Here is a 20,863-nt window from a genome sequence, read left to right as displayed (position 1 = left end):
CGTGCTCAAAACCGCCAAATTCGAGGTATTCTCTAGCTTCGTATTCTTCCAATACGACTCGACATGACCGATCAGGAACGTGCCATGGCGAGCGCATACAGCATGACCGCGCTGGATGTCGCCAAATTCAATGACTCAGCCTTACCATAGATCGGTATAGAAACGATACGTGAGACCCGGCGCAGAACCTCCTGAGGCAAACCACGCGCCTCGTTGCCGAAAAGAACAGCCGTGCCGGCGGGACCAGCATTGGAAGACGTTTTCCCGTGCGCCGTTGCGATTAACGAGTCTGTATCGTCTCTGATGACATCCACCAACGACTCGGGCCTCACCTGCGGCGTGCCGTAGACATCGGCGGCAATCACCGCGACGGACGCTGAGGTGCTCCAGGCGAAGAACTCATCCGTGCCCATGGTGAGCACCGGTACATGGAACAATGAACCGGCGGTGGAACGCACCACTTTCGGGTTGAATCTGTCGACGCAGTCATCGATGAACACCACAGCACGGCATCCGGCGGCATCGGCCGCACGAATCACCGTGCCGGCGTTGCCTGGATCCCGAACCTGCCAAAAGGCCGCAACCAAAGGCGAGGCACCACCATCGCGCACCTCACCGGCACCGGCAAGACACGGCGCAGCGAACCGCATGGTCTCCATGGAGGCAACCGCAACGATCCCTTGGGAATCAGTGCTCATCTTATGCATCACTTCAGCGGTGACGCGGTGTACATACAGCTTCCGTCGTAGCGCCGCGTCCACAATCGAAGCCACCGTAGGACTTGAAAATCCTTCCAGACCCTCGACCTGGGCGTAACAGTCCACCACCGCGTCCGGTCGGTATCTGACCAATTCCCGCACCGACTGTGGACCCTCAACCAGGAATCGGCCGCTCTTCCTGCGTTGCTGGGGGCGATCGAGCCCCGCAACGCGGCGCACACGCTCGGATTTGGGATTGGCAATGACTTCTGGACTCATGGGCATGCGTACCACTTTACCCGCAGAAGCGCACCGGCAAAACCCACGCACCAACGATATCGTCTGCATGACGAAGACCTGCGCCATCTTATGCGCACGAATAAGGAACAAGGTTTTGAGAAAGGTACCTCTGAAACACACCCGAGCTGCGCGATGCACTTGCCCGCCCAACTACTGCAGCGCTTATTCCTATGCAAGGCACGGACGGCAACGGTTTTGAAGAGGCAATAGAAAATGTCGATAATGACCTGCTTGCGTCACAACGCCGCACAGCGTTAGAGTCACCAATGAGCGGGTCCCCGCATACATCACAACGTTGAGCAAGGAAAAACCATGAACGACATTAACGACATCACAGCCAACAACACCCAACACTATCATTTCGAGACTTTGGAGCTGCACGCCGGACAGGAGCAGGCCGATCCGGTCACCGACTCGCGCGCGGTGCCCATCTACGCCACCACCAGCTACGTATTCCATGATTTCGACCATGCCGAAGCACGCTTCAGTCTGGCGGATCCGGGCAACATATACGGACGACTCACCAACTCGACGGAAGGCGCCTTGGAAACACGCATGGCCGCGCTGGAAGGCGCCACAGCTGCACTCGCCGTGGCTTCTGGAGCGGCGGCCGTAGAATATGCGGTGCGCAACATCACCCAGGCAGGCGACCACATCGTCTCTTCAAAACGTATTTACGGCGGTACGTTCAACCTCTTCGCCCACACCTTGGTACGCGACGGCATACAGACCACGTTCGTGGACCCTTCGGATCCCGAGAATTTCGAAGACGCCATCCAGCCGAACACGAAACTGGTCTATTTCGAGACTTTCGGCAACCCAAACGCCGACCTGCCCGACTTCGAAGCGATCTCCCGCATAGCACACCGCCATAAACTGCCGGTGTTCGTGGACAACACCTTCGCCACGCCGTACCTGTTCCGCCCGCTGGAGCACGGCGCAGACATCGTGATTGAATCCGCCACCAAATTCATCGGTGGCCACGGCACGGCCCTCGGAGGAATCATAGCGGAAGGCGGCCGGTTCGATTGGGCCGAAGTGCCAGGCCGCTTCCCCACGCTCACCGAGGCCGACCCGTCCTATCACGGCATGAATTTCTATGAAGCGCTTGGCGGCACCGCGTTCGTCACCCGTGCCCGGGCCATCCTCCTGCGTGACACCGGTGCCTGCATCAGCCCATTCGCGGCGTTCCTGCTGCTGCAAGGAACCGAAACACTTTCGCTACGAGTCGACAAGCATGTGAGCAACGCCCTGAAGGTCGTCGAATACCTTCAAAGCGTACCCGAGGTGCAGTCCGTCTCACACCCCTCAATCGAGGGACGGTCGGATCACGAGTTGTACGAGAGGTATTTCCCCAACGGCGCCGGTTCTATCTTCACCTTCGACATCAAAGGCGGCAAGGATGCGGCACGCGTCTTCATAGACAACCTGCACCTGTTCAGCCTGCTTGCCAACGTGGCAGACGTCAAGAGCCTCGTGATCCATCCCGCCTCCACCACACACTCGCAGGAGACGACCGAGGAGCTTGAAGACCAGGGCATCCACGAGGGAACCATCCGCCTGTCCATCGGCACCGAACACATCGACGACATCATCGCCGACCTTAAGGGTGGTTTCGAAGCGCTGCGCGCCTCAGGACTGGCGAAGTAGGCAGGTCTTCACGCCAGTCCAATCCCCGAGTTCCGCAGGGCGTGCGGATACGGATCGTCAACGTGTATCCGCACGTCCCTCACCAGCCGTAGACCATGAAGTTCATCGAGCAAAGAACCGGCGCAAGGGAAGCAAGGATGAAACCAGTGGCAATCGACGACAGCGGCAATCGGTCCAAGCCGGTGCACACCTCATCCGTCCCTCACCGACTCAAGTCGAATTCGTCGGCGACATTTCGTCCGGCGGCGGTTGACTCAAAACGAAACATGCATTCGACACACGCCGACATCCGTCATATGAACCGCTGCGATACGCGTATCCGGCCTTCCCAACACCGCACCCGAACACACTCGCAGTCGTCCTCACAGGTGTCGGCAATCCGCTCCTATTTGATATAGTTCACCGATACGCGCGAACTGACTATTCTCCATATGAGGTAGAAGACGACCATTGTTGCAACATTAATAACCAACGTGGGAATGGACACCGTGCTCAGTGCCAACGCGCCATCCGCTTTCCCCTTACTCCATACCATCACAGGTATGATGTTAACGAACTGGCTGCTGCCGATGAATGAAAAGTTGACGCCGAACGCCCAATCCATACCGGTCTTGTGCAACAACTTCGGCATGAGGATGGCGCACCCCTGCGCAATGCTTACGATGAGATATACACCGACTGCGATGATAGCGGAAAAGACGACATTGCTGGAAATGAAGGACACATACGAGCACACCATAAAGATCAGTATGAACGCCGCTATCCCTGCGGTCCGTGACAGCCTGTCAAACAACACGACTTTGAACATATCGGCATGACTAAGTCTCGTGGACAACGTATGAATCAGCAAAGGACTTTCAACGATGGTGTAGACGAACAGGATACAGAAAAACGTCACGGCTCTCACCACCAGTCCGTTCGCCTTCTTGCCCGGCATGGTGAACGATTGATAGTCATTCTCCCCATTGCCGTAGTGGAACAACTCAAATGCAAGGTAGCATACCACGAGAAACCAAGCCACCGTACGAATCAGCAAAATTAGTTCCATGGCAACCATCTTCTTTTCCAGCAGGATGCTGGATACGTCGCAAGCCACCAATACAATCAACGCCGTCACGCTGACATACAGATACCTGCGCATCTGAATTGCGACTTCGTGCAAAAACATACCCGACCATGATCGTGTTTTCATCGCCTCGCCATCCTGTCCTTGAAAGCCTGTTCCAGCGACCCGGAGTCCTTCTTGAATCGCTCCACGGAATCATTCGCCACTATCCGCCCGTCGTTGATCATGATGACGTGCGTAAACATCGAATCCACTTCGGAGATGATATGTGTACTCATCACAATGGTGGAATCCTTACCGGCCGATTGCTTGATCACCGAAAGCAGCTCGTCTCGGGTATACGGGTCCACGGCCGCAAGCGGTTCGTCAAGTACATACAGGCTACAATCGCGCGAAAAACTCAGCACCAGATGCAGCTGCTCGGACTGGCCTTTCGAGAACGAGCCCAGCGGACGGTCCAACGGCAGCCCCAAGTGGTTGACAAGACGTTCGGCCTTGTCGGAATCGAAATCCGCATATCGGGAGACGAAAAGCCTGATGCACTCACCGATATTCAAGAACCGGTACAGATACGGAACATCGGGAACATATGAAATGGAGTCGAGATCGGGCGCACTCAGCGTACCGGAAAAACGGTTGATGAGACCCACCATCGAACGCATCATCGTTGTCTTGCCTGCACCATTGGGCCCGAAAAGACCGATGGTCTGGCCGCTGAGGTCGAACCCGCCGGAAGGCACGTCCAGGACCGTACGCTTCCCGTATCTTACGGAGAAGTCGGCAAACTCCACCTTCCTTGGTGCTATCACACGTTTCCCGGTCACCGCAGCCTCCCATCACCACATCGTCCACACGATCACGGCATATATCGAATATAATATATATAAACAAACAAGGTGGAGGACACGCCATGTGCCCCTCTGCATGCCCGGCCCGTACACTCAGAGCAGACACTCAGAACGGACACGCCCGCTGTGCACGACCTACGTTATAAAATCGCATGAAGACTCAAATACAGAGCGTCATTCAAAGGGGAAGATTGCATCGTAGAAAACTTCCTGCATAAATGGGGAGCAGGAGCATGCATACGATGTCTCAATTGGACTCCGGACCGGGAGTCCCACCATACGCCGCACTCAGGCCAGAATGCCGTCCACGAAACTCTCGGCGTCGAATGGCGCCAAATCATCCGGCCCTTCACCAAGACCGACCAATTTGACCGGCACCCCAAGCTCGTTCTGCACCGAAATCACGATGCCGCCCTTAGCGGACCCGTCGAGCTTGGAAAGCACCACGCCGGTGATGCCGATCGCGTCGGCGAACACCTTAGCCTGGGTCATGCCGTTCTGCCCCGTGGTGGCGTCAAGCACCAACAACACCTCGCTGACGGGCAGGTTCTTTTCGGTGACCCGGCGGATCTTGCCCAGCTCGTCCATAAGATTCGACTTGTTCTGCAGACGGCCCGCGGTGTCGATGATAAGCACATCGACGTCCTTCTCCTTGGCCTGCTTTGAAGCCTCAAACGCGACCGATGCCGGATCAGCGCCGTCCTTCTGGGCGCGGACCACAGGGACCCCTACCTTGCTGCCCCACGTCTCCAGCTGATCGGCAGCCGCCGCACGGAACGTATCGGCCGCAGCCAGCATGACCGACTTGCCTTCGGCCACGAAAAGACGGGCGAGCTTGCCGGCGGTAGTCGTCTTGCCGGTACCGTTGACGCCGACCATGATGATGACGCTGGGACGGGATGCCCCGGGTTTTTCGGCGTTGAGCGCACGGTCGCTTTGGGAGTTCACCTGTTCGACAAGCCTCGAACGCAGGGCCTCGCGCACATCCTTCGCTTCGGAGGTGCCGACCACTCGCGCATCGCTGCGCAATCCCTCGACGAGGTTCTCACTCGCCTCGCCGCCGACATCGGCAAGCAGCAGGGTGTCTTCCACATCCTCCCAATCCGACTCCGAGAGCTTGTCCTTGGCCAGGATGTTGAACAGCACGCGGCCGAAGGGGTTCGAGGATTTGCTCAGGCGTGACTTAAGCCTCGTGATGCGGGAATCCGAGGATTCCGGAGAGTCCAAGGCACCTTCTACGCCGGAAACAGAGCCGGTTTGGGGCCGCACCACATCCGAAGAACCTTCGGCGCCACCACCATCCTGACCAGCACCATTCAAACCCCCGGCTTTTGCAACATCTCCGGAATCCAATCGGGAGTAATCCTCCGCACCTGACCCCACCGAACCCGGACCCGCTGACCGGCCGACTGAGCTGTCGCGCGTATCTAAGTCAGTTTGCCCGACGTTCTTGCGTTTGTGCGCACTCTCGACTAATATTCCTGCGACGATGAGAACCGCTGCGACAAGCACCAAGACCAGAACAGCGACCATTATTTTCGTATCCATAGTCACCAGCCTAAAGTCTCGAAGCGACAGACCAGGAATCAGTCGCTTCTTGATCGTGAGCCCTCGGCACAGTACCAGTCTTTCCACCATCGCCCCTTCCACGGGAAGTACTTAACGACATGGCCCGGCTTTACGGACGACCACTTTCCAGCATGTATTTGCAGTATATGGCGGCGTTTGCCCGGCATGGCGCAAACGCCGCCATACGACATGCACCCGATTCCCGGCATCCACGGAACACCTCCGCACTCCTACACGTTCGAGGCCCGTCGCGGCAGTTCGACAAAAACGCTTCACAACGATATAAGATACGTCCTTCATCATTCACTAGGCCAAATATTCGCATTGTGAGGTCACCACAGAACAGAGACTGACCACCGTGCACATGTATTGCACACTTCTCGTGTAAATTTCGTGAACACTCGAAATCAACGTCATGGACGCCATCCGACATCTACGTCAGATTCGCGGCCACATACGCTTGACGCTCGTCGGTGTTTCCCGGACTATACCTGCACCGGATATGCGGCCGCTCTTGCATCGCCATGCACATCATCGGTTTCCAGAATCATTGCACAGGCCATCATCGATGGAAACCGCCACCGACCTCACACGCAGCGAAATGCTTCACAGGAACCAAGGAAACCACAGTATCATGGTTTATGATAGTTCATACATAATGACGTACATCAGTGAAAGGGCAGTGATGCATGGGCGCTCTCAGAATTGCGGTGGTGGAAGACGATCCAGGAGCCTGCACGCTGATTCTCGACTATCTACAACGCTACCAGAGTGAGAACGGGCAGGATTTCATGATATCCGCCTTCAACGACGGCGAGAAGATCGCTGACAATTACCATTCGGAATATGACATCATCCTCATGGACATCGAAATGAAGCATATGGATGGAATGGAGGCAGCCAGACGCATCCGCACCGTCGACAAAAGCGTCGTCATCGTCTTCATTACCGCGGCTTCGCAGTACGCCATCAACGGCTACGAAGTGCAGGCGCTTTCCTATTTACTCAAGCCGGTTCCCTACTTCGCTTTCAGCCAGGAGATGGCGCGTTCGATCGAACAGGCGAGGAGCAATGAGAACAGGTCCATTCTTCTGGAGACGGGAACCAGACAGATTCGTCTTGAATTGCGTGACATACTCTATATAGAGTCGATCCGGCACACCATCATCATCCATACGAACGGAGGCAAGGTGTCCATAACCTCCACCCTAAAGAAACTCGAAGCTCAGCTGGCCGAACACGGCTTCTTCCGTTCCAATTCCTGCTATCTGGTCAATCTGCAGCACGTCGCCGGAATCGATGGGCAGGACTGCGTTATGAGCAACGGCGAACGTCTGCGGATCAGCCGACCTCGCAAAAAGGCGTTCACCACCGCTCTGAGCGACTACATCAATGGCAGTGCGCTATGAACGGCACCATCACCAACGCATTGCCCGACATACCTCGTGTGTTCACTGCGATAAGCGAGTGGGCGGCTTGCATCGTCTACCTGCTCGTCATTCACCGTCGAGTGTCAATACGCCGCACCATGCTGACGGCGGCGTTCGGGCTGGCGCTGATGATCGCCATACAATACCTTGATGGCATCGCCCCTCTGTTCTTCTGGATCTTCGGTATGCTGCTCGCCTTCGCATCGATGTTCGCCATCATCATGGCAGGGTCGGGAATCTCAAAACGCGAATCACTGTATATCACAGCGCGTGCCTTCGTCCTGGCCGAACTCGTCGCGTCACTGCACTGGCAGATAGCGACATTCGCCGGTACGGACATGAAAGACTACAGCATTCCAGGATTCAATAACGCCCTTCTGCTGTTGGTGTACCTTGTTTGCTTCACCATTGCATGGGCCATCGAACGCCGAAATTTCAGCAACACTGAAACATTTTTACCCACGCTATCCGCCACAGTCGGCACGATAGCCATCACCGTGGCGACCTTCGCCATGAGCAACCTCAGTTTCGTCTCAACCAACACGCCCTTTTCCGGTACAGTAGGGCAGGAAGTGTTCTATATCCGAACGCTTGTGGACCTGTGCGGATATACCATACTGTACGCTCAACAGGAACAGTTACGGGCACTCAAGGCAAGCACGGAACTGGCTTCCATCGACCAGAAACTCATCAGCGAACATCAGGAATACTTACAGTCTCGCGAAAACGTGGAATCACTAGGCCGCATGGCACATGACCTTAAACACCAGATCATGGCTTTACGCGCCGAAGTTGACCCAAACCATGCAGCGGCGGGGTTCGAACAGCTGCAAAACTCGGTCAGCGCCCTCAGCGCGCAACAACACACCGGCAACCCCGTGCTTGATGTCATTCTCACCACCAAGATGAAGACCTGCCAACGTCATTCAATCACACTCACGGCAGTGGCGGACGGTAAACTGCTGGATTCGATGAGTTCGATGGACATCGCGACGCTCTTCGGCAACGGGCTTGACAACGCAATCGAGGCTACCGCGAAGTTGGAGGATCCACAACGGCGGCTCATCAGGTTGGCGTTGTACGCACACAACGATATAACCGTGATCCGGATGGAGAACTATTACGATTCGTTACTGAAAAAGGATGAGAGCGGCAATCTGCGCACAACGAAGACCGATGAGCATTCCCACGGTTTCGGCGTCAAATCGATTCGCCACATCGCTCAGCAATATGGCGGCAGCATGAGCATCAAAGCGGAAAACCACTGGTTCACCGTGACGATACTGCTGCCCAGAAAACCATGACGACTGCGTTGGGATCAAGTCTCAAATCACAACCTAGGAGTCATCAAGGCCTGGCACCGATGCTTTCCGGCGAGTTTACGAATGGGCCGAAATCCTGGATCGCCGCTAAAACAACGCACCAGGATTGTGGCAAGGTTTCCCATAGAAAATCGCACAAACAGCCAAGAAATCCACAACAGTCCATATCCCCCGTGCATGGCCATGGATCTCACAGGACACGGCCCAGACCAGCTTGTGACCGCAGCGAACCGTTCTGAGAGACAAGGACCAATAACCAATAAGCCTGCTGTGCAATCGCGCACAACCCACAGTCCCGCACTCCTACGCCATTAAGCGTTGACGCGACCCCACACCAATCAAGCGCCAATCCCAGATCTACGCCGTGACGATGCTGCCGACCATCCGCTCATCCCGGATACGGAAACGAAAACGCGAGGATATGTTTCGCCCAATATTATGTTTGGCTTTTACCATTGTGTGATTTCAAAACCGGGCTCTAGAAGTGCCCGGCGGAACACCAACGGCATTGAGAAGACAATCACTTGCTATTCTTCGGCATGATCCACCATTTAAGAAGAGGATAGCTGATGATGACCGCCAAAAGCGTGTTCACAACGGACGAGATCGTCGAGGAGATGGCGTTGTTCCAGCCCCAACCGGTGCAGACCTTGGTGATGTACCCAGGCAATACGAGGTTGCACACCACGATGATGACCGCGAGGATGACATATTTCCAAGCAGCATCTTTGAAGCTGGAATCCGATTTGAACACCCACTTCATCTGGACGACAAAGTTGACGGCCTGAGCAGCGATCTCTGCAATAAGGAACGTGAGGAATCCACCTAAGCCATTGGTCTGGGGATCCTTGTAATTGAAAATGAGAAAGCTGAACGGCTGGGTCATATGCATGGCCGAGACGAACACGGCAGTGAATATCCAGACGAACACGAAGCGGGTGATTGTCGAGATATTGGAAAGTACATTGAATTTGATGAATTCCCAAAGATTCGGATATTTATCAATCCAAAGACGGATGGTCCCCATCACGCCACCTGTACCGGCCGTAGACACCGTCGGCTCACTGGTCTTGTTTTCATCATCGTTGAGTTGGTCGTTCATTTTCGCTCCATTCTTATCATCGTTATTGCATTCATTGCATCGTTCGGTCGTCACCACGAAGGACGTTGGAAGCACATAGGTCACATGTCAGCGAGTTCCTTGGCCATACGTCGCTCCGCTCCCCTGCCACGGAAGAATCCGGCAATGAGGGAGACGATTCCTCTGAAGGTATGCCCATTCGCGATGGCGACCACGGCCTTGACCATATCCTGATCCACCATCCCTTGGGTCATCTTGCACATGGCACGAGGCGGCATGTTGAGGATGAAAAGCGTATTCAAGTCAGGAGAACCCGTTTTCTCACGTACCTTCAACTCACGTTTTTTCAGGAACCTGGCCACGGTACGTGCAGTCCAGCCAGGTGAACGCACCCATGACGAAATGGGGTCGTTCGCGCCGAACACCGTAGGCTCAACGGCAGCCGTGACGGTATGACCGAAGAGCTGGGCCACCTCGGCATCGGTGACATGCTTCACGTCGCCCTTGAGATAGTGGCCGAACGCCGGATCGACGGGCCGGGATATGTCGTCGCCGTCAATCGAAATCTGTCCGTTCAGAGGCAGATGCTCCACATCTGTCCCGACAAGAACGGTCCAATCCCCTGATTGGATTCCCCAACGCCCCTCATCGATATCGAAATGACGGAACGTGGTCTCGTCGAAATCGATGCGGACCTTTTTGCTCTCATGCGCCGCGAGTGCCACTTTGATAAAACCTTTAAGCTCGCGCTCCGGCCTGAGCACACCGTTTCTAGGTCCATGAACATACAGCTGAACCACAGCACTTCCTGGTGTATCGGACTCGTTGGTTACGACGAACGCAGCACCCTGCCTGTCAAGAGCAAGATCAGCCAAGCTGAAATCGCTGTAGCTCAATCCGAATCCGAAGGGAAAACGGACTGGAACCCCGACCGTCTCATAGTATCGATATCCGACAAAGGGACCTTCGCGGTAGATGGAATCGCGGCCGGAAGCGGGATACCACTGCGAACTCGGGCAGTCCTCGTACTTCAAAGGCCAGGTCTCGGCAAGATGTCCGGAAGGGTTGACCTTGCCGCAAAGCACGCGGCTTGTCGCCGAAGCGCCAGCTTGACCAGAAAGCCCAATGTAAAGCATGGCATCGATACCGTCAAACCACGGCAGCTCGACAGGCGCACCGGCCACAAGCACTACCACAATTGGTTTTCCGGTAGCCGCCAAGGCATTGACAAGGTCGTTCTGAGGCTTCGGAATCGCCATTGTAGTGCGGTCGAGGCCTTCGGACTCGCTCCGTTCATCAAGACCTACCACAGCGACTGCCACATCAGTGGCAGCGGATGAAACAAGGGCCACCGCCTCATCGATAAGACCCTGATCCGTCGCACCTTGCCTATCATATCCTTGCGCAAAACCCGACACCTCAACGCCGCTATCCGCCTTGTCCAGCTCGTCAAGCAGATTCTCCACTTTCGTGGCATTGATTTTGGAGGAACCAGAACCTTGGTATCTCGCCGTTCGTGCCATATCCCCAACCACCGCGACCCTGGTGCCAGAAGCGAGTGGGAGAACGTCGTGGTCGTTTTTCAACAATACGATGGATTCCTCGGCCACACGACGTGCGACATCGTGGTGCTTCTTGATGATGTCGTCACTCAGGAGGTCATCACGCCCAACACCATCGACATGCGCACGCTTCGCGACCTTCGCGACTTCGGCAGCACGTGCGGTGAGATCAGCCTCGGAAAGATCACCACTTTGCACGGCCGCGACAAGTTCACGGACGGAAGTGTACCCTGGCGAAGGCATCTCCAACGAAGCTCCGGCCTTCACCGCAGCCACCGCCGAATTCGAACCGCCCCAATCGGAAATGACGGCGCCGTCAAATCCCCATTCATCACGGAGAATTTCGGTGAGAAGTTTTTTGTTCTCATGGGCGTAAACACCATTGACTTCGTTGTAGGAACTCATGATTGCCCACGGACGTGCCGTACGTACGGCGATTTCGAAGGCGGTGAGGTAAAGCTCTCGCAAGGTTCGTTCATCAACAACCGAATTGGAAGCCTGACGACGCAATTCCTGGCTGTTCACGGCGAAATGCTTGGGGCAGGAAGCTACCCCGTTGCTTTGCACTCCCTTGATCAGACCTGCGGCCATGTGTCCGGCCACTTGGGGATCCTCCGAGTAATACTCGAAATTACGGCCGCAAAGCGGATTGCGCTTGATGTTCATACCCGGTCCGAGAAGAACATTGACATCAAGGTCGTGAGCCTCCCGCCCCAAGGCCTCTCCCATTGCCTCCGCCAAAGCAGGGTCCCATGAATTCGCCACCGTTCCAGCAGTCGGGAAACATGTGGCGGGCTTTGAGCTGCCCAGGCCCAAGTGATCCCCTGATCCAAGCTGACGACGAACGCCATGGGGCCCGTCACTCATCACGAAGCTCGGAATGTCGGCCTTCTTACTACCACGAGAATCCCATTCAGATGCTCCGGAAAGCAACGCCGCCTTCTGTGCAACCGACAAATCCTCAAGCCTCATAGTCTTTTCGTCGCCCATCGCTCTCCTTTGTGCTTGTCGTCACAACAAGGCGGTGCCAATCAAGGCCACAGACAGACCATCACCATGGCACCGCATACCTATTTATCATTCATTTAACCAGCCTAGAAACGCATATTCCCAAGCAGCTGCGCAATTTGTCGGTTCACACGCACGAATGGGTGCGCCCCCAACGTTTAGCACTTCCTATTCCAACCTGACTGCCCAGTTGGCTTAGATCGGCTTCACCTCACGTTAATGCCGGCAGCGACGGGCCTGGAGCTTGCATTCGTTCACACAAAACTTAGCCGACTCCAAGCCCCTCTCTTCAGCACCGTGACCGGGATTCGAACGCATTCCTGGCTTCTTTGCGTCGCCGGGCAAAGCGACGTATGGCCAATGCTTCAAGCGCCACCAAAACCACAGCGACAACCACCCAAACTACATACATGGCTTTCTTCCATGTCGGTGTCTGCGCCCTAGGTTCACCATGTTCGAACATCCAGCTGTTCACGGTCGTGTACAGCACGTTCTTGGCCGCCCTACGCATCTGGATCACCGAGGTGGCACTCAGGTCAGTAACGTGGTTGGTCGTCTGCGTGGAGGCCAGCATCACATCAGTGCCGCCGCGGATCAGTTGATCGGCGTTCTGGTAGCCATAGTTGGGACCCGAGAAGTAGTCCGTGACGATGAATCCACGGAAACCCCATTCCTTGCGCAGCACCGTCTCGTTGAGGCTGTTCAGTCCGCTGGCATAGGTGTTGCCCACGTAATTGAACGACCCCATGATCGCCTGCGGCGTGCCTAGAGACGCCTTGACGACGATCTCGAACGGCTTGAGGTAGATCTCGCGCATAGCCTGTTCATTCGACCATGTGCACAATTGTCCGTTTCGTTGCACTTCCTGCTCATTGAGGGCGAAATGCTTGGTGAAGCTGTAGATGCCATGCTTGGCGGCACCCAGCACCTGGCCGGCTGCCATGTCGCCGGTGAGCAATGGATCTTCCGAGAAGTACTCGAAGTTACGCCCACCGAACGGCGAGCGGTGGATGTTGACCGAAGGAGCATACCAACCTGAAATATGCATGTCCCTAGCCATGCGGCCAATAGCGTCACCGAACCTCCTGGCGATGTCCTTGTTCCAGGTGCACGCCACCGTCACGTTTGAGGGCAGACCAATGGACCCGACTCCCGTGAAGTTGTCCTTCAGAGCGGCCGGACCGTCCACATCGGACATCCTGGGCTTGCCGATTGAAGGCACAGCAGCGTTCTGATAGCCGCCGTTGGCGATCAGGCCGTCCATCTCCTTGATGCTCAGCTGGTCAAGCAGTTTGTCCCACATCGGGTCGTTATAGGACTTGCCACGCATCTGCGCGAGTCGGATGCCGTTCTTCGCATCGGTCGTCGGCATCTTGTCGCCAGGCTTGTCGAACTTCTTCGGATCGTAATTGCCGTTGTTGTAGAACGTCCTCTTCACCTTGTCCGGCATGGCGTAATCTGAAGGCGCAGCAGTGGACGTCCTTTCGTTTTCGAACCTGTTCGCACGGCTGAGGTAAGTGACGTTGCCGGCCACATCATCGAAGCGGTTGGTGGCCGCGACCTTATCACCATCATGTGTGTTCGACGCCTTGTCGTACGTGACAGCCTGGGCGACGCTCAGGTTCCTAGAAGCTATGACATGGTGACTGTCGGAACGAATGGAAATGCCATAGTCACCTGCGTCGAGCACATAGGACTTTGCCCCGCGGTAGTCGTAGGAAGCCAGGTCGGCGGTGTTGAACGTGACATGGATATTCTGTGACTCTCCGGGCTTAAGCTCCTTCGTCTTGTCGAACGCCACAAGATTGGCCGTGGCCTTCTCCACTCCACCATCGGTGTAGGGAGGGGTCGAATACGTCTCCACCACATCCTTGCCTGGTCTGCTGCCCGAATTCGTCACGGTCACGTCGAACGACACCTTGTCACCCGAACGGCTGATGTCGCCCATCCGCTGAGTGAAATTGGTATAGCTCAGACCATAGCCGAAGGGATACTGAACCACATCGTCGTAATTGATTGCCCCTTCGTCGGCTGCGCTCTCATAATAACGATAGCCCACGTAGATGCCTTCGACATAGTTGACGAAACGTGGCGAGCGGAGGCCTCTCGCGGACTGGATCTCGAATTCCTTCACGTTGTTGTAGGCAAAATCTCCGAAATTGTTCCAGGATGGAGTGTTTTTGAGATCATAAAGGAACGTGTCCGAAGTCTTGCCGGAGGGATTTACCGAGCCATTAAGCACTTCTCCCAAAGCCTTGAATCCGGCCTGTCCGGGATGCGGCACCCAAAGAGCTGACTTTATCTGCGGGTATTGGCGCAGGAAACTCAGATTGAAGGCGTTGGCGCCATTGTAAACGAGGACGACGTTCTCAAAATTCTTGGCCACGAGATCGACCATGTCGTGTTCGCTCTTATCAAGCTCCAAATAATGCTGGCCCTTGGTGAAATCGGCATATTGTTTGGAATTGTTCTTGTATGTGATGTTTTTGGCGTTCATATCGGTAGGGAGGTCAGTACCTTCACCGCCGATTCGCGAAATGACGACCATGGCGGTGCTCGAGAACTTCTTGGCACCTCTCATAAGAGAATCGGAGTATTGCGCTGCAGGAGGTTCCGGCAGAGTCCAATCAGCCTTTGTCACCTCGATGGCTCCGCGCTTAGTGGAATAGTCCGTGTAGAACTTGGACAGGTCGGTGTTCGTCCTGTACCCCGCTTGATGAAGGCTGTCAAGCAGCGAAGTCGTCGGATAGGTGGTATCCAAAGCACCTGAACCGGTACCTCCGTAGACCGGATTGGTGGAAGCCCAACCGAACACATTCAGATTCCTGGTAGCGCCCGAAGTACGCAACGGCAGCATATGGTTGTTGTTCTGGAGCATGGTGATGCCCTCACGCTCGATTTCGACGGCCAATTTATTGGTGTTGTCTATACTTTGCTGCGACAGATGCTGCTTCTGCGCAGTCGTCATCGTGATCATACTGCTCAACGGACCAGACAGCATGGTGGATACGGCCGCCACAATGGCCACGGCCGCAACGACCCAGGTCGTCGAATGCGTCAGCTTGCGCACATTGCGATTGGACACAGTATGTTTATTGATGGCAACAGTGATGACCAATGCAAGCAACAATGCCAGCACCACCACTATCAATTCCACCCGTATCGATTTGATGACGGCGATGACGTCATCCATATTGATTCCGAGCATCTGGTTCTCCTCCTTGGGAAGTTTTGCTCATTCGTTCAGACGTCTCCGGACCGCCTGCCTTGAACAATCCGGGAATCCGCCTTCATTCAAGGCAATCAGGTTCAAGCACTTGAAGCCCTTCGGAAAACCCCAATCTGCATCAATTGATGCATAACCTGACGAGACCGACCAGTAAATCCAACAAATCTATAGAATTTACCCAAAATGACCAAAAACCTTCGTCTCCCAGTATCAGGCATCCCTTATTTTTTCCAGATACCACCCCAACCGACAGCTCAACATTGATCACTATGACAAACAATGGACAATGCTTCTTCAAGACAGCAAAGTGGGCGGCAGCGGCCCTGAAGCCGTATACCGCCCACATGTACATCATCATGCTCAACTTCAAATAGGCGAGCACTTAGAATCGAGCAACCTCACCGCCGTGGTACTGACGAATCGGATTGCGATACCACGCTTTCATTCACTCCAACAGGTTGGATCGTTGCGTTGGCTTCAGCCTCTACTTTACTTGCCTTACGGCGCCGCATGAAACGACGTATGGCAACATACTCGAGCAGAACGAAGAGAAGCGCCGCAAGGACCCACAGAACATACATCGCGGTCCTCCAGATAGGAACTGCCGCCTTTGGCTCACCATGCTCATAAAGCCAGCTGTTCGCAGCCGCATAGAGTATGTTCTTTGAAGCCTGGCGCATCGCCAAAACCGTCGATGCCGACTCGCCATTCACATGATTGCTCGTCTTTGTAGTGGCAAGCATGGCATCGTTGCCCGCACGAATAGCCTGATCGGCGTTCATGAAGCCGGCCCCCGAGAAGTAATCGGTGAGGACGAAGCCTTTGAAGCCCCATTCATCGCGCAACACGCTCTTAAGCAGAGCCGGATTAGCTCCACACCAAGTAGGCCCTATGTAGTTGAATGCACTCATGGCCGCCGAAGCGTGCCCTTGCTTGACGCTCATCTCGAAAGACTTGAGGTAAATCTCTCTTATGGCCTGCTCGTCAGCCCAGGTGCACAGCATGTTCATACGGTTGGTTTCCTGATCGTTCAAGGCGAAGTGCTTCATGAACGCATACACACCCTTGGATTCCGCTCCGGCAATCTGACCAGCGGCAATAGTGCCGGACAGCGTGGCGTCCTCAGAGAAATACTCGAAGTTACGGCCGGAGAACGGACTGCGGTGAATGTCCTGCGAGGGTGCGTACCAGCCTCCAACGTTCATATCGTGCGCCATATCACCTATGAGTTCGCCGAACTTGGTCGCCAACTCCTTGTTCCAAGTGCATGCAACTGACGTCGATGACGGGAAACCTATGGAACCGACCTTGGTGAAGTTGTTGTTCAACGCGGCCGGACCATCAGCGTCGGTCATCTGAACCTTACCTACGGAAGGAACCGCGACGGTACCGTAACCACCATTAGCGATGAGGTTGTCCATGTCCTTGACGCTCATTTCATCAAGCAGCTTGTCCCATTGCGGATCGTTGTAGGATTTTCCGTGCAAATCGGCAAGCTTGACGTTGTTCTTCGCGCCTGTGGTCGGCATCTTGTCCGAAGGGCTCTCTTTGATCTTATCCTTGTAGTTGCCCAGGTTGGTGAACTCGGATTTGGCCTTGTCGCTCATGCTGAAGTTAGAGGGAGCGGCATTGGCCTGTTCATAATTTGCGAAATGGTTCGCACGAGACAGATAAGTGACATCGCCCCTGGCATCGTCAAACCGGTTTGTCGCCACAGCTTTGTCTCCATTGTGCGTATTGGACTTCGAATTGTATGTGATCGTCGAGTGAATGCTCACATTCTTATGATCGAGCACCGTGTGGGAATCGGAATTGATTGAAACATCATAGTCACCGCCTTCAAGCACATATGATTTCACTCCTTTTTCATCATAAGAAGCCATTTCGTCTTCCTTGAATGACACCTTCACGGCCTGGGTTTCACCCGGCTTGAGAAGCTTGGACTTCTCAAACTTTACAAGATTAGCCGAAGCTTTCTCAATGCCTCCATTGGTGTAAGGCGGGTTATAATAGACTTCCACAGTGTCCTTGCCGGCCTTGGTACCAGTGTTCGTCACCATGACATCGAAGGAAATTCGACCATCTTTGCGGGACACCTCGCCCATCTTTTGGTTGAACTTGGTGTAGCTCAATCCATATCCAAAGGGATACTTCACATAGTCGGCATAGTTGATGAGCCCTTCCTTGGCGGCGGTCTCATAGAACTTGTAACCCATGTAGATGCCTTCGGTGTAATTAACGAAGGTAGGCTTCACCGGGTACGTCTCTCCGGTGAAACCAGTGACCATCTGCTTGAATTCTTCAACATTGTCGTATTTGAAATCGCCAGAGTTATTGTAGGTGTTGCCTTTCTTCAAATCAGTGAGGAACGTGTCGGATGTCTTGCCCGAAGGATTGATGGACCCCGCAAGGACCTTCCCCAATGAAGTGAAACCTGTCTGACCTGCAGGCGGACACCAAAGCACCGACTTGATCTGAGGGTATTTGTTAAGGAAATCAAATTGCAATGTGTTCGCACCGTTGTAGACAAGCGTCACATTCTCGAAGTTCTTGGTGACGGTGTCCAGCATATCTTGCTCGGTCTTGTCGATCTGCAGAAGGGACTGACCTTCTTGAAAATCAGGATAATCCTTGGAGTTATCCTTATACGTGACGTCTTTGGCTTTCATGTTGCGAGGCAAATCCGCACCTTCGCCACCGATACGGGAAATTACTACCACCGCCTGATCCGAAAAGCTCTTAGCCTGATTCATGACCGCAGGAGTGTAATTCTTGGCAGGCAGTTCAGGCAACGTCCAGTCCTGCTTAAACATAGAAACATCCGGGCGGTCCTTGCGGTAGTCCGTATACAGCTTCGTCAACCGTGCGTTCGTAGTCAGGCCGGCATTCTTCATACCTTCCAGCATGGAGACCATGGGATATTGCTTTGACATGGAACCCGATCCAGTACCGCCATATACAGGGTTTGTTGAACCCCAACCGAAAACATTGACCTTTTTTGAAGCCAGCGGCAAGTTGGAGTCATCGTTCTGCAGCATGACGACCGACTCATCCTGGATGTCCTCAGCAAGCTTATTCGCACGGCTTACCGTTGAGCTTTGCAGCTCATACTTCTTGGCCGTTGCGTTGTTCAGCAATGTGGACAGCGGTCCGCTCATCATGGCGGAAACAGCGGCAACGATGGCGATCAACGCCACCAGCCATGTCTCACTGCGTACCAACTTGCGTGTACCTTCATTTTTTACCGTCTTCTTGTTGACGGCAACACTGATGATGATCGCAGCGACAAAAAGCGCACCGATGACCACCAAATAAGGCACCAGTGACTTTATGACGTTGACGACATCAGCCATGTTAATCTGCAGCATGGTTTGTCTCCTCCCTTGTCTCTGTGCGAGACTAAGCACTACGGCCGATAACCATTATCGACGTAACATCAAGCTAAGGCTGACTCTGCCCGTCTGACGTACCTGAAACCCCGCCGCCATATCAGTGCCGGCACTGGATTTCATTTTGTGCATTTTCCCTCATTCTTGCAAGATAAGGGGCATCTCTCGGAAAAATTGCCACAACTTGTTGCTATGCGTTCACAATCTGCTCAGACTCTTCCAAATCGTGGACTGCTGCCTACTCTCAATCGGCAGGCATCGAACGCGTCATAGAATCAAAATCAATCGATAGGCCTGCGCTATGTAAAAGACCGCGAACCCAGTACACGAACATTGCAGTTGCGGTACCTACCTTGACATGGCATGGTCAGGGCGAGAATTAACCCTGATGAAATACGGAGAGAACCCCACTCCATTCAGTTGAAACCGATGACATGCTCGGCGACCCTATAACCGGCGCGAATGATCGCACGCCCAACGGACCCGGGCAGATTGATGGCCCGCGAGGGAAGCTGACGCCGAACGGACCTGGCGTTGACTGGGGAATCGACACTCAGATTATGCCACAGTTCACGTTTGATCCGATAATTCGTTGGCCGACGTGAAAGAATAAGGAACACACTCGCAACTACAGAGTTGATGGAAAGGAAATGAATCATGTAACGGTAAAGGCCTGTAGGCACACTCCCTTTCCCCGGCGTCGCCTGCGACATCAGCCGATTAACCCTTACCAGCTGGTCTACGCGGCGAATCATGACGTCGGTCTGAACGCTCTGTCCTTCACGACCGATAAAATAGTGATACAGCGGCACATCGAGATACATCAACGACTTGACCCAAGGCAGCGGTTGGTAGGCATATAGAAAGTCCACGTAGAATGTGTGCTCGGGCAACCTCGTGCGAGCCTCACGCAACACCTCGGTCCGAAAGGTGAGTGCATGCATGATCAGATATTGCGCAATACCAAAATGCTTTAAGTCATCCCAACCTAGTCGCACACCCGGCCGCATAACCCGTCTGAAATTTACTATATGCTTGCGACGCTTGTTCACCTTGTCGTACACATAGTTGGTGACGATCATATCCACCGGCGATAGGCTTTGATGTTCAGCCTCGCAACTTTCTTTGTATCTGATGTCCTTCCTGACATCGCTTCCCTGGGCACGTTGTGCACGCAGTACACCCAGCAATCGCACAAGCGCATCATAGTCGACCCAATCATCCGCATCCACCACCTTGATGTACTGCCCACGTGCCGCGGCGATACCGGTGTTGACTGCCCCGCCATGACCCTTGTTCTGTTGGTGGATCACGCGCACACTGGTCGGGCCATGTGCATTGTGAGCGAGCGCGTCAGCCAGTCGTGCGGTGCCGTCATTGGAACCGTCGTCAACGATGATGGCTTCCACATCAGCCCCACCTACGGCGGTGATCGAATCCACACATCGTGGAAGATAGGACTTCATGTTGAATGCCGGTATCACAAACGTCAATATCTTCGGATGTCCATCGTGGGCGACTCGGCACCCGAGCCTCTGTGCTGCCACACCATCATCTTCGCCGTTGTCTTGCATTGTTCCTCGATAAGTCATGAGTGCAATCGCTCCTGATAATTCGACCATACCTTCGACAACGCCCACACACCGTTGCAACAGCATGAATCACGCAATCAGTGGCACGAATTGTATCAATAATAATGTGTGAATGAGAA

11 protein-coding genes and 1 pseudogene are annotated in these 20,863 nt (G+C 54.3%); 3 read left to right on the top strand and 9 right to left on the bottom strand.

What is annotated here, in order from left to right; all coding sequences use genetic code 11:
- Positions 1-71 precede the first annotated feature (71 nt).
- Entirely contained in the window at positions 72-983 is a 912-nt protein-coding gene (locus BBOMB_RS00530) for a TrmH family RNA methyltransferase (RefSeq protein ID WP_044086775.1), read from the bottom strand.
- 327 nt (positions 984-1,310) lie between these two features.
- Here BBOMB_RS00530 and BBOMB_RS00525 point away from each other — a divergent pair, with 327 nt between their 5' ends.
- On the top strand, positions 1,311-2,648 hold the full coding sequence (locus tag BBOMB_RS00525) for an O-acetylhomoserine aminocarboxypropyltransferase/cysteine synthase family protein (RefSeq protein WP_044086305.1): 1,338 nt from the start codon (positions 1,311-1,313) through the stop codon (positions 2,646-2,648).
- Positions 2,649-3,033: 385 nt separating this feature from the next.
- Here BBOMB_RS00525 and BBOMB_RS00520 read toward each other — a convergent pair whose 3' ends face one another.
- The 3 genes and pseudogenes from BBOMB_RS00520 to ftsY form a co-directional block, all read right to left on the bottom strand.
- Positions 3,034-3,840 carry a hypothetical protein gene (locus BBOMB_RS00520; RefSeq protein ID WP_044086302.1) on the bottom strand — a complete coding sequence of 269 codons (807 nt, stop codon included), beginning with the start codon at positions 3,838-3,840 and terminating at the stop codon, positions 3,034-3,036.
- On the bottom strand, positions 3,837-4,538 hold the full coding sequence (locus BBOMB_RS00515) for an ATP-binding cassette domain-containing protein (RefSeq protein ID WP_081867186.1): 702 nt from the start codon (positions 4,536-4,538) through the stop codon (positions 3,837-3,839). Before BBOMB_RS00515 ends, BBOMB_RS00520 begins: the two co-directional genes overlap by 4 nt.
- A 312-nt stretch (positions 4,539-4,850) precedes the next feature.
- Positions 4,851-5,762: pseudogene (gene ftsY / locus BBOMB_RS00510) on the bottom strand (signal recognition particle-docking protein FtsY); the annotation flags it as partial.
- A gap of 1,058 nt (positions 5,763-6,820) precedes the next feature.
- Here ftsY and BBOMB_RS00505 point away from each other — a divergent pair.
- Positions 6,821-7,540, top strand: coding sequence for a LytR/AlgR family response regulator transcription factor (locus BBOMB_RS00505; protein WP_044087891.1), 720 nt, complete (start codon positions 6,821-6,823; stop codon positions 7,538-7,540).
- Positions 7,537-8,865, top strand: a complete 1,329-nt coding sequence (locus BBOMB_RS00500) for an ATP-binding protein (protein ID WP_044087892.1) — start codon at positions 7,537-7,539, stop codon at positions 8,863-8,865. The genes BBOMB_RS00505 and BBOMB_RS00500 overlap by 4 nt, the downstream gene beginning before the upstream one ends.
- 538 nt (positions 8,866-9,403) lie before the next feature.
- On the opposite strand, the gene BBOMB_RS00495 is transcribed toward BBOMB_RS00500, so the two are convergent.
- The 5 genes from BBOMB_RS00495 to BBOMB_RS00470 form a co-directional block, all read right to left on the bottom strand.
- Positions 9,404-9,910 (bottom strand): GtrA family protein, encoded by a 507-nt coding sequence (locus BBOMB_RS00495; RefSeq protein ID WP_044087918.1) that lies wholly within the window; start codon positions 9,908-9,910, stop codon positions 9,404-9,406.
- 155 nt (positions 9,911-10,065) lie between these two features.
- Positions 10,066-12,498: a glycoside hydrolase family 3 C-terminal domain-containing protein gene (locus tag BBOMB_RS00490; protein WP_044087919.1), complete on the bottom strand. Its 2,433-nt coding sequence runs from the start codon at positions 12,496-12,498 to the stop codon at positions 10,066-10,068.
- Positions 12,499-12,823: 325 nt separating this feature from the next.
- Entirely contained in the window at positions 12,824-15,742 is a 2,919-nt protein-coding gene (locus BBOMB_RS00485; protein ID WP_044087893.1) for a glycoside hydrolase family 3 N-terminal domain-containing protein, read from the bottom strand.
- Positions 15,743-16,161: 419 nt separating this feature from the next.
- Positions 16,162-19,131, bottom strand: a complete 2,970-nt coding sequence (locus tag BBOMB_RS00475) for a glycoside hydrolase family 3 protein (protein ID WP_044087896.1) — start codon at positions 19,129-19,131, stop codon at positions 16,162-16,164.
- 437 nt (positions 19,132-19,568) lie between these two features.
- The gene (locus tag BBOMB_RS00470) at positions 19,569-20,744 is read right to left on the bottom strand and encodes a glycosyltransferase (RefSeq protein ID WP_269146608.1); all 1,176 of its coding nucleotides are present in this window, start codon (positions 20,742-20,744) and stop codon (positions 19,569-19,571) included.
- Positions 20,745-20,863 lie beyond the last annotated feature (119 nt).

It is taken from the genome of Bifidobacterium bombi DSM 19703 (genome assembly GCF_000737845.1).
In the GTDB taxonomy this organism is placed as follows: domain Bacteria; phylum Actinomycetota; class Actinomycetes; order Actinomycetales; family Bifidobacteriaceae; genus Bifidobacterium; species Bifidobacterium bombi.
This window is presented reverse-complemented; position numbering and strand designations above follow the sequence as displayed.

Excerpts from the sequence above, each read along its gene's own strand:
- BBOMB_RS00495 (WP_044087918.1), bottom strand. The coding sequence starts at position 9,910 with ATGGGGACCATCCGTCTTTGGATTGATAAATATCCGAATCTTTGGGAA.
- BBOMB_RS00500 (WP_044087892.1), top strand. The coding sequence starts at position 7,537 with ATGAACGGCACCATCACCAACGCATTGCCCGACATACCTCGTGTGTTC.
- BBOMB_RS00525 (WP_044086305.1), top strand. The coding sequence starts at position 1,311 with ATGAACGACATTAACGACATCACAGCCAACAACACCCAACACTATCAT.
- BBOMB_RS00530 (WP_044086775.1), bottom strand. The coding sequence starts at position 983 with ATGCCCATGAGTCCAGAAGTCATTGCCAATCCCAAATCCGAGCGTGTG.
- BBOMB_RS00490 (WP_044087919.1), bottom strand. The coding sequence starts at position 12,498 with ATGAGGCTTGAGGATTTGTCGGTTGCACAGAAGGCGGCGTTGCTTTCC.
- BBOMB_RS00485 (WP_044087893.1), bottom strand. The coding sequence starts at position 15,742 with ATGCTCGGAATCAATATGGATGACGTCATCGCCGTCATCAAATCGATA.
- BBOMB_RS00475 (WP_044087896.1), bottom strand. The coding sequence starts at position 19,131 with ATGCTGCAGATTAACATGGCTGATGTCGTCAACGTCATAAAGTCACTG.
- BBOMB_RS00505 (WP_044087891.1), top strand. The coding sequence starts at position 6,821 with ATGGGCGCTCTCAGAATTGCGGTGGTGGAAGACGATCCAGGAGCCTGC.
- BBOMB_RS00520 (WP_044086302.1), bottom strand. The coding sequence starts at position 3,840 with ATGAAAACACGATCATGGTCGGGTATGTTTTTGCACGAAGTCGCAATT.
- BBOMB_RS00470 (WP_269146608.1), bottom strand. The coding sequence starts at position 20,744 with ATGACTTATCGAGGAACAATGCAAGACAACGGCGAAGATGATGGTGTG.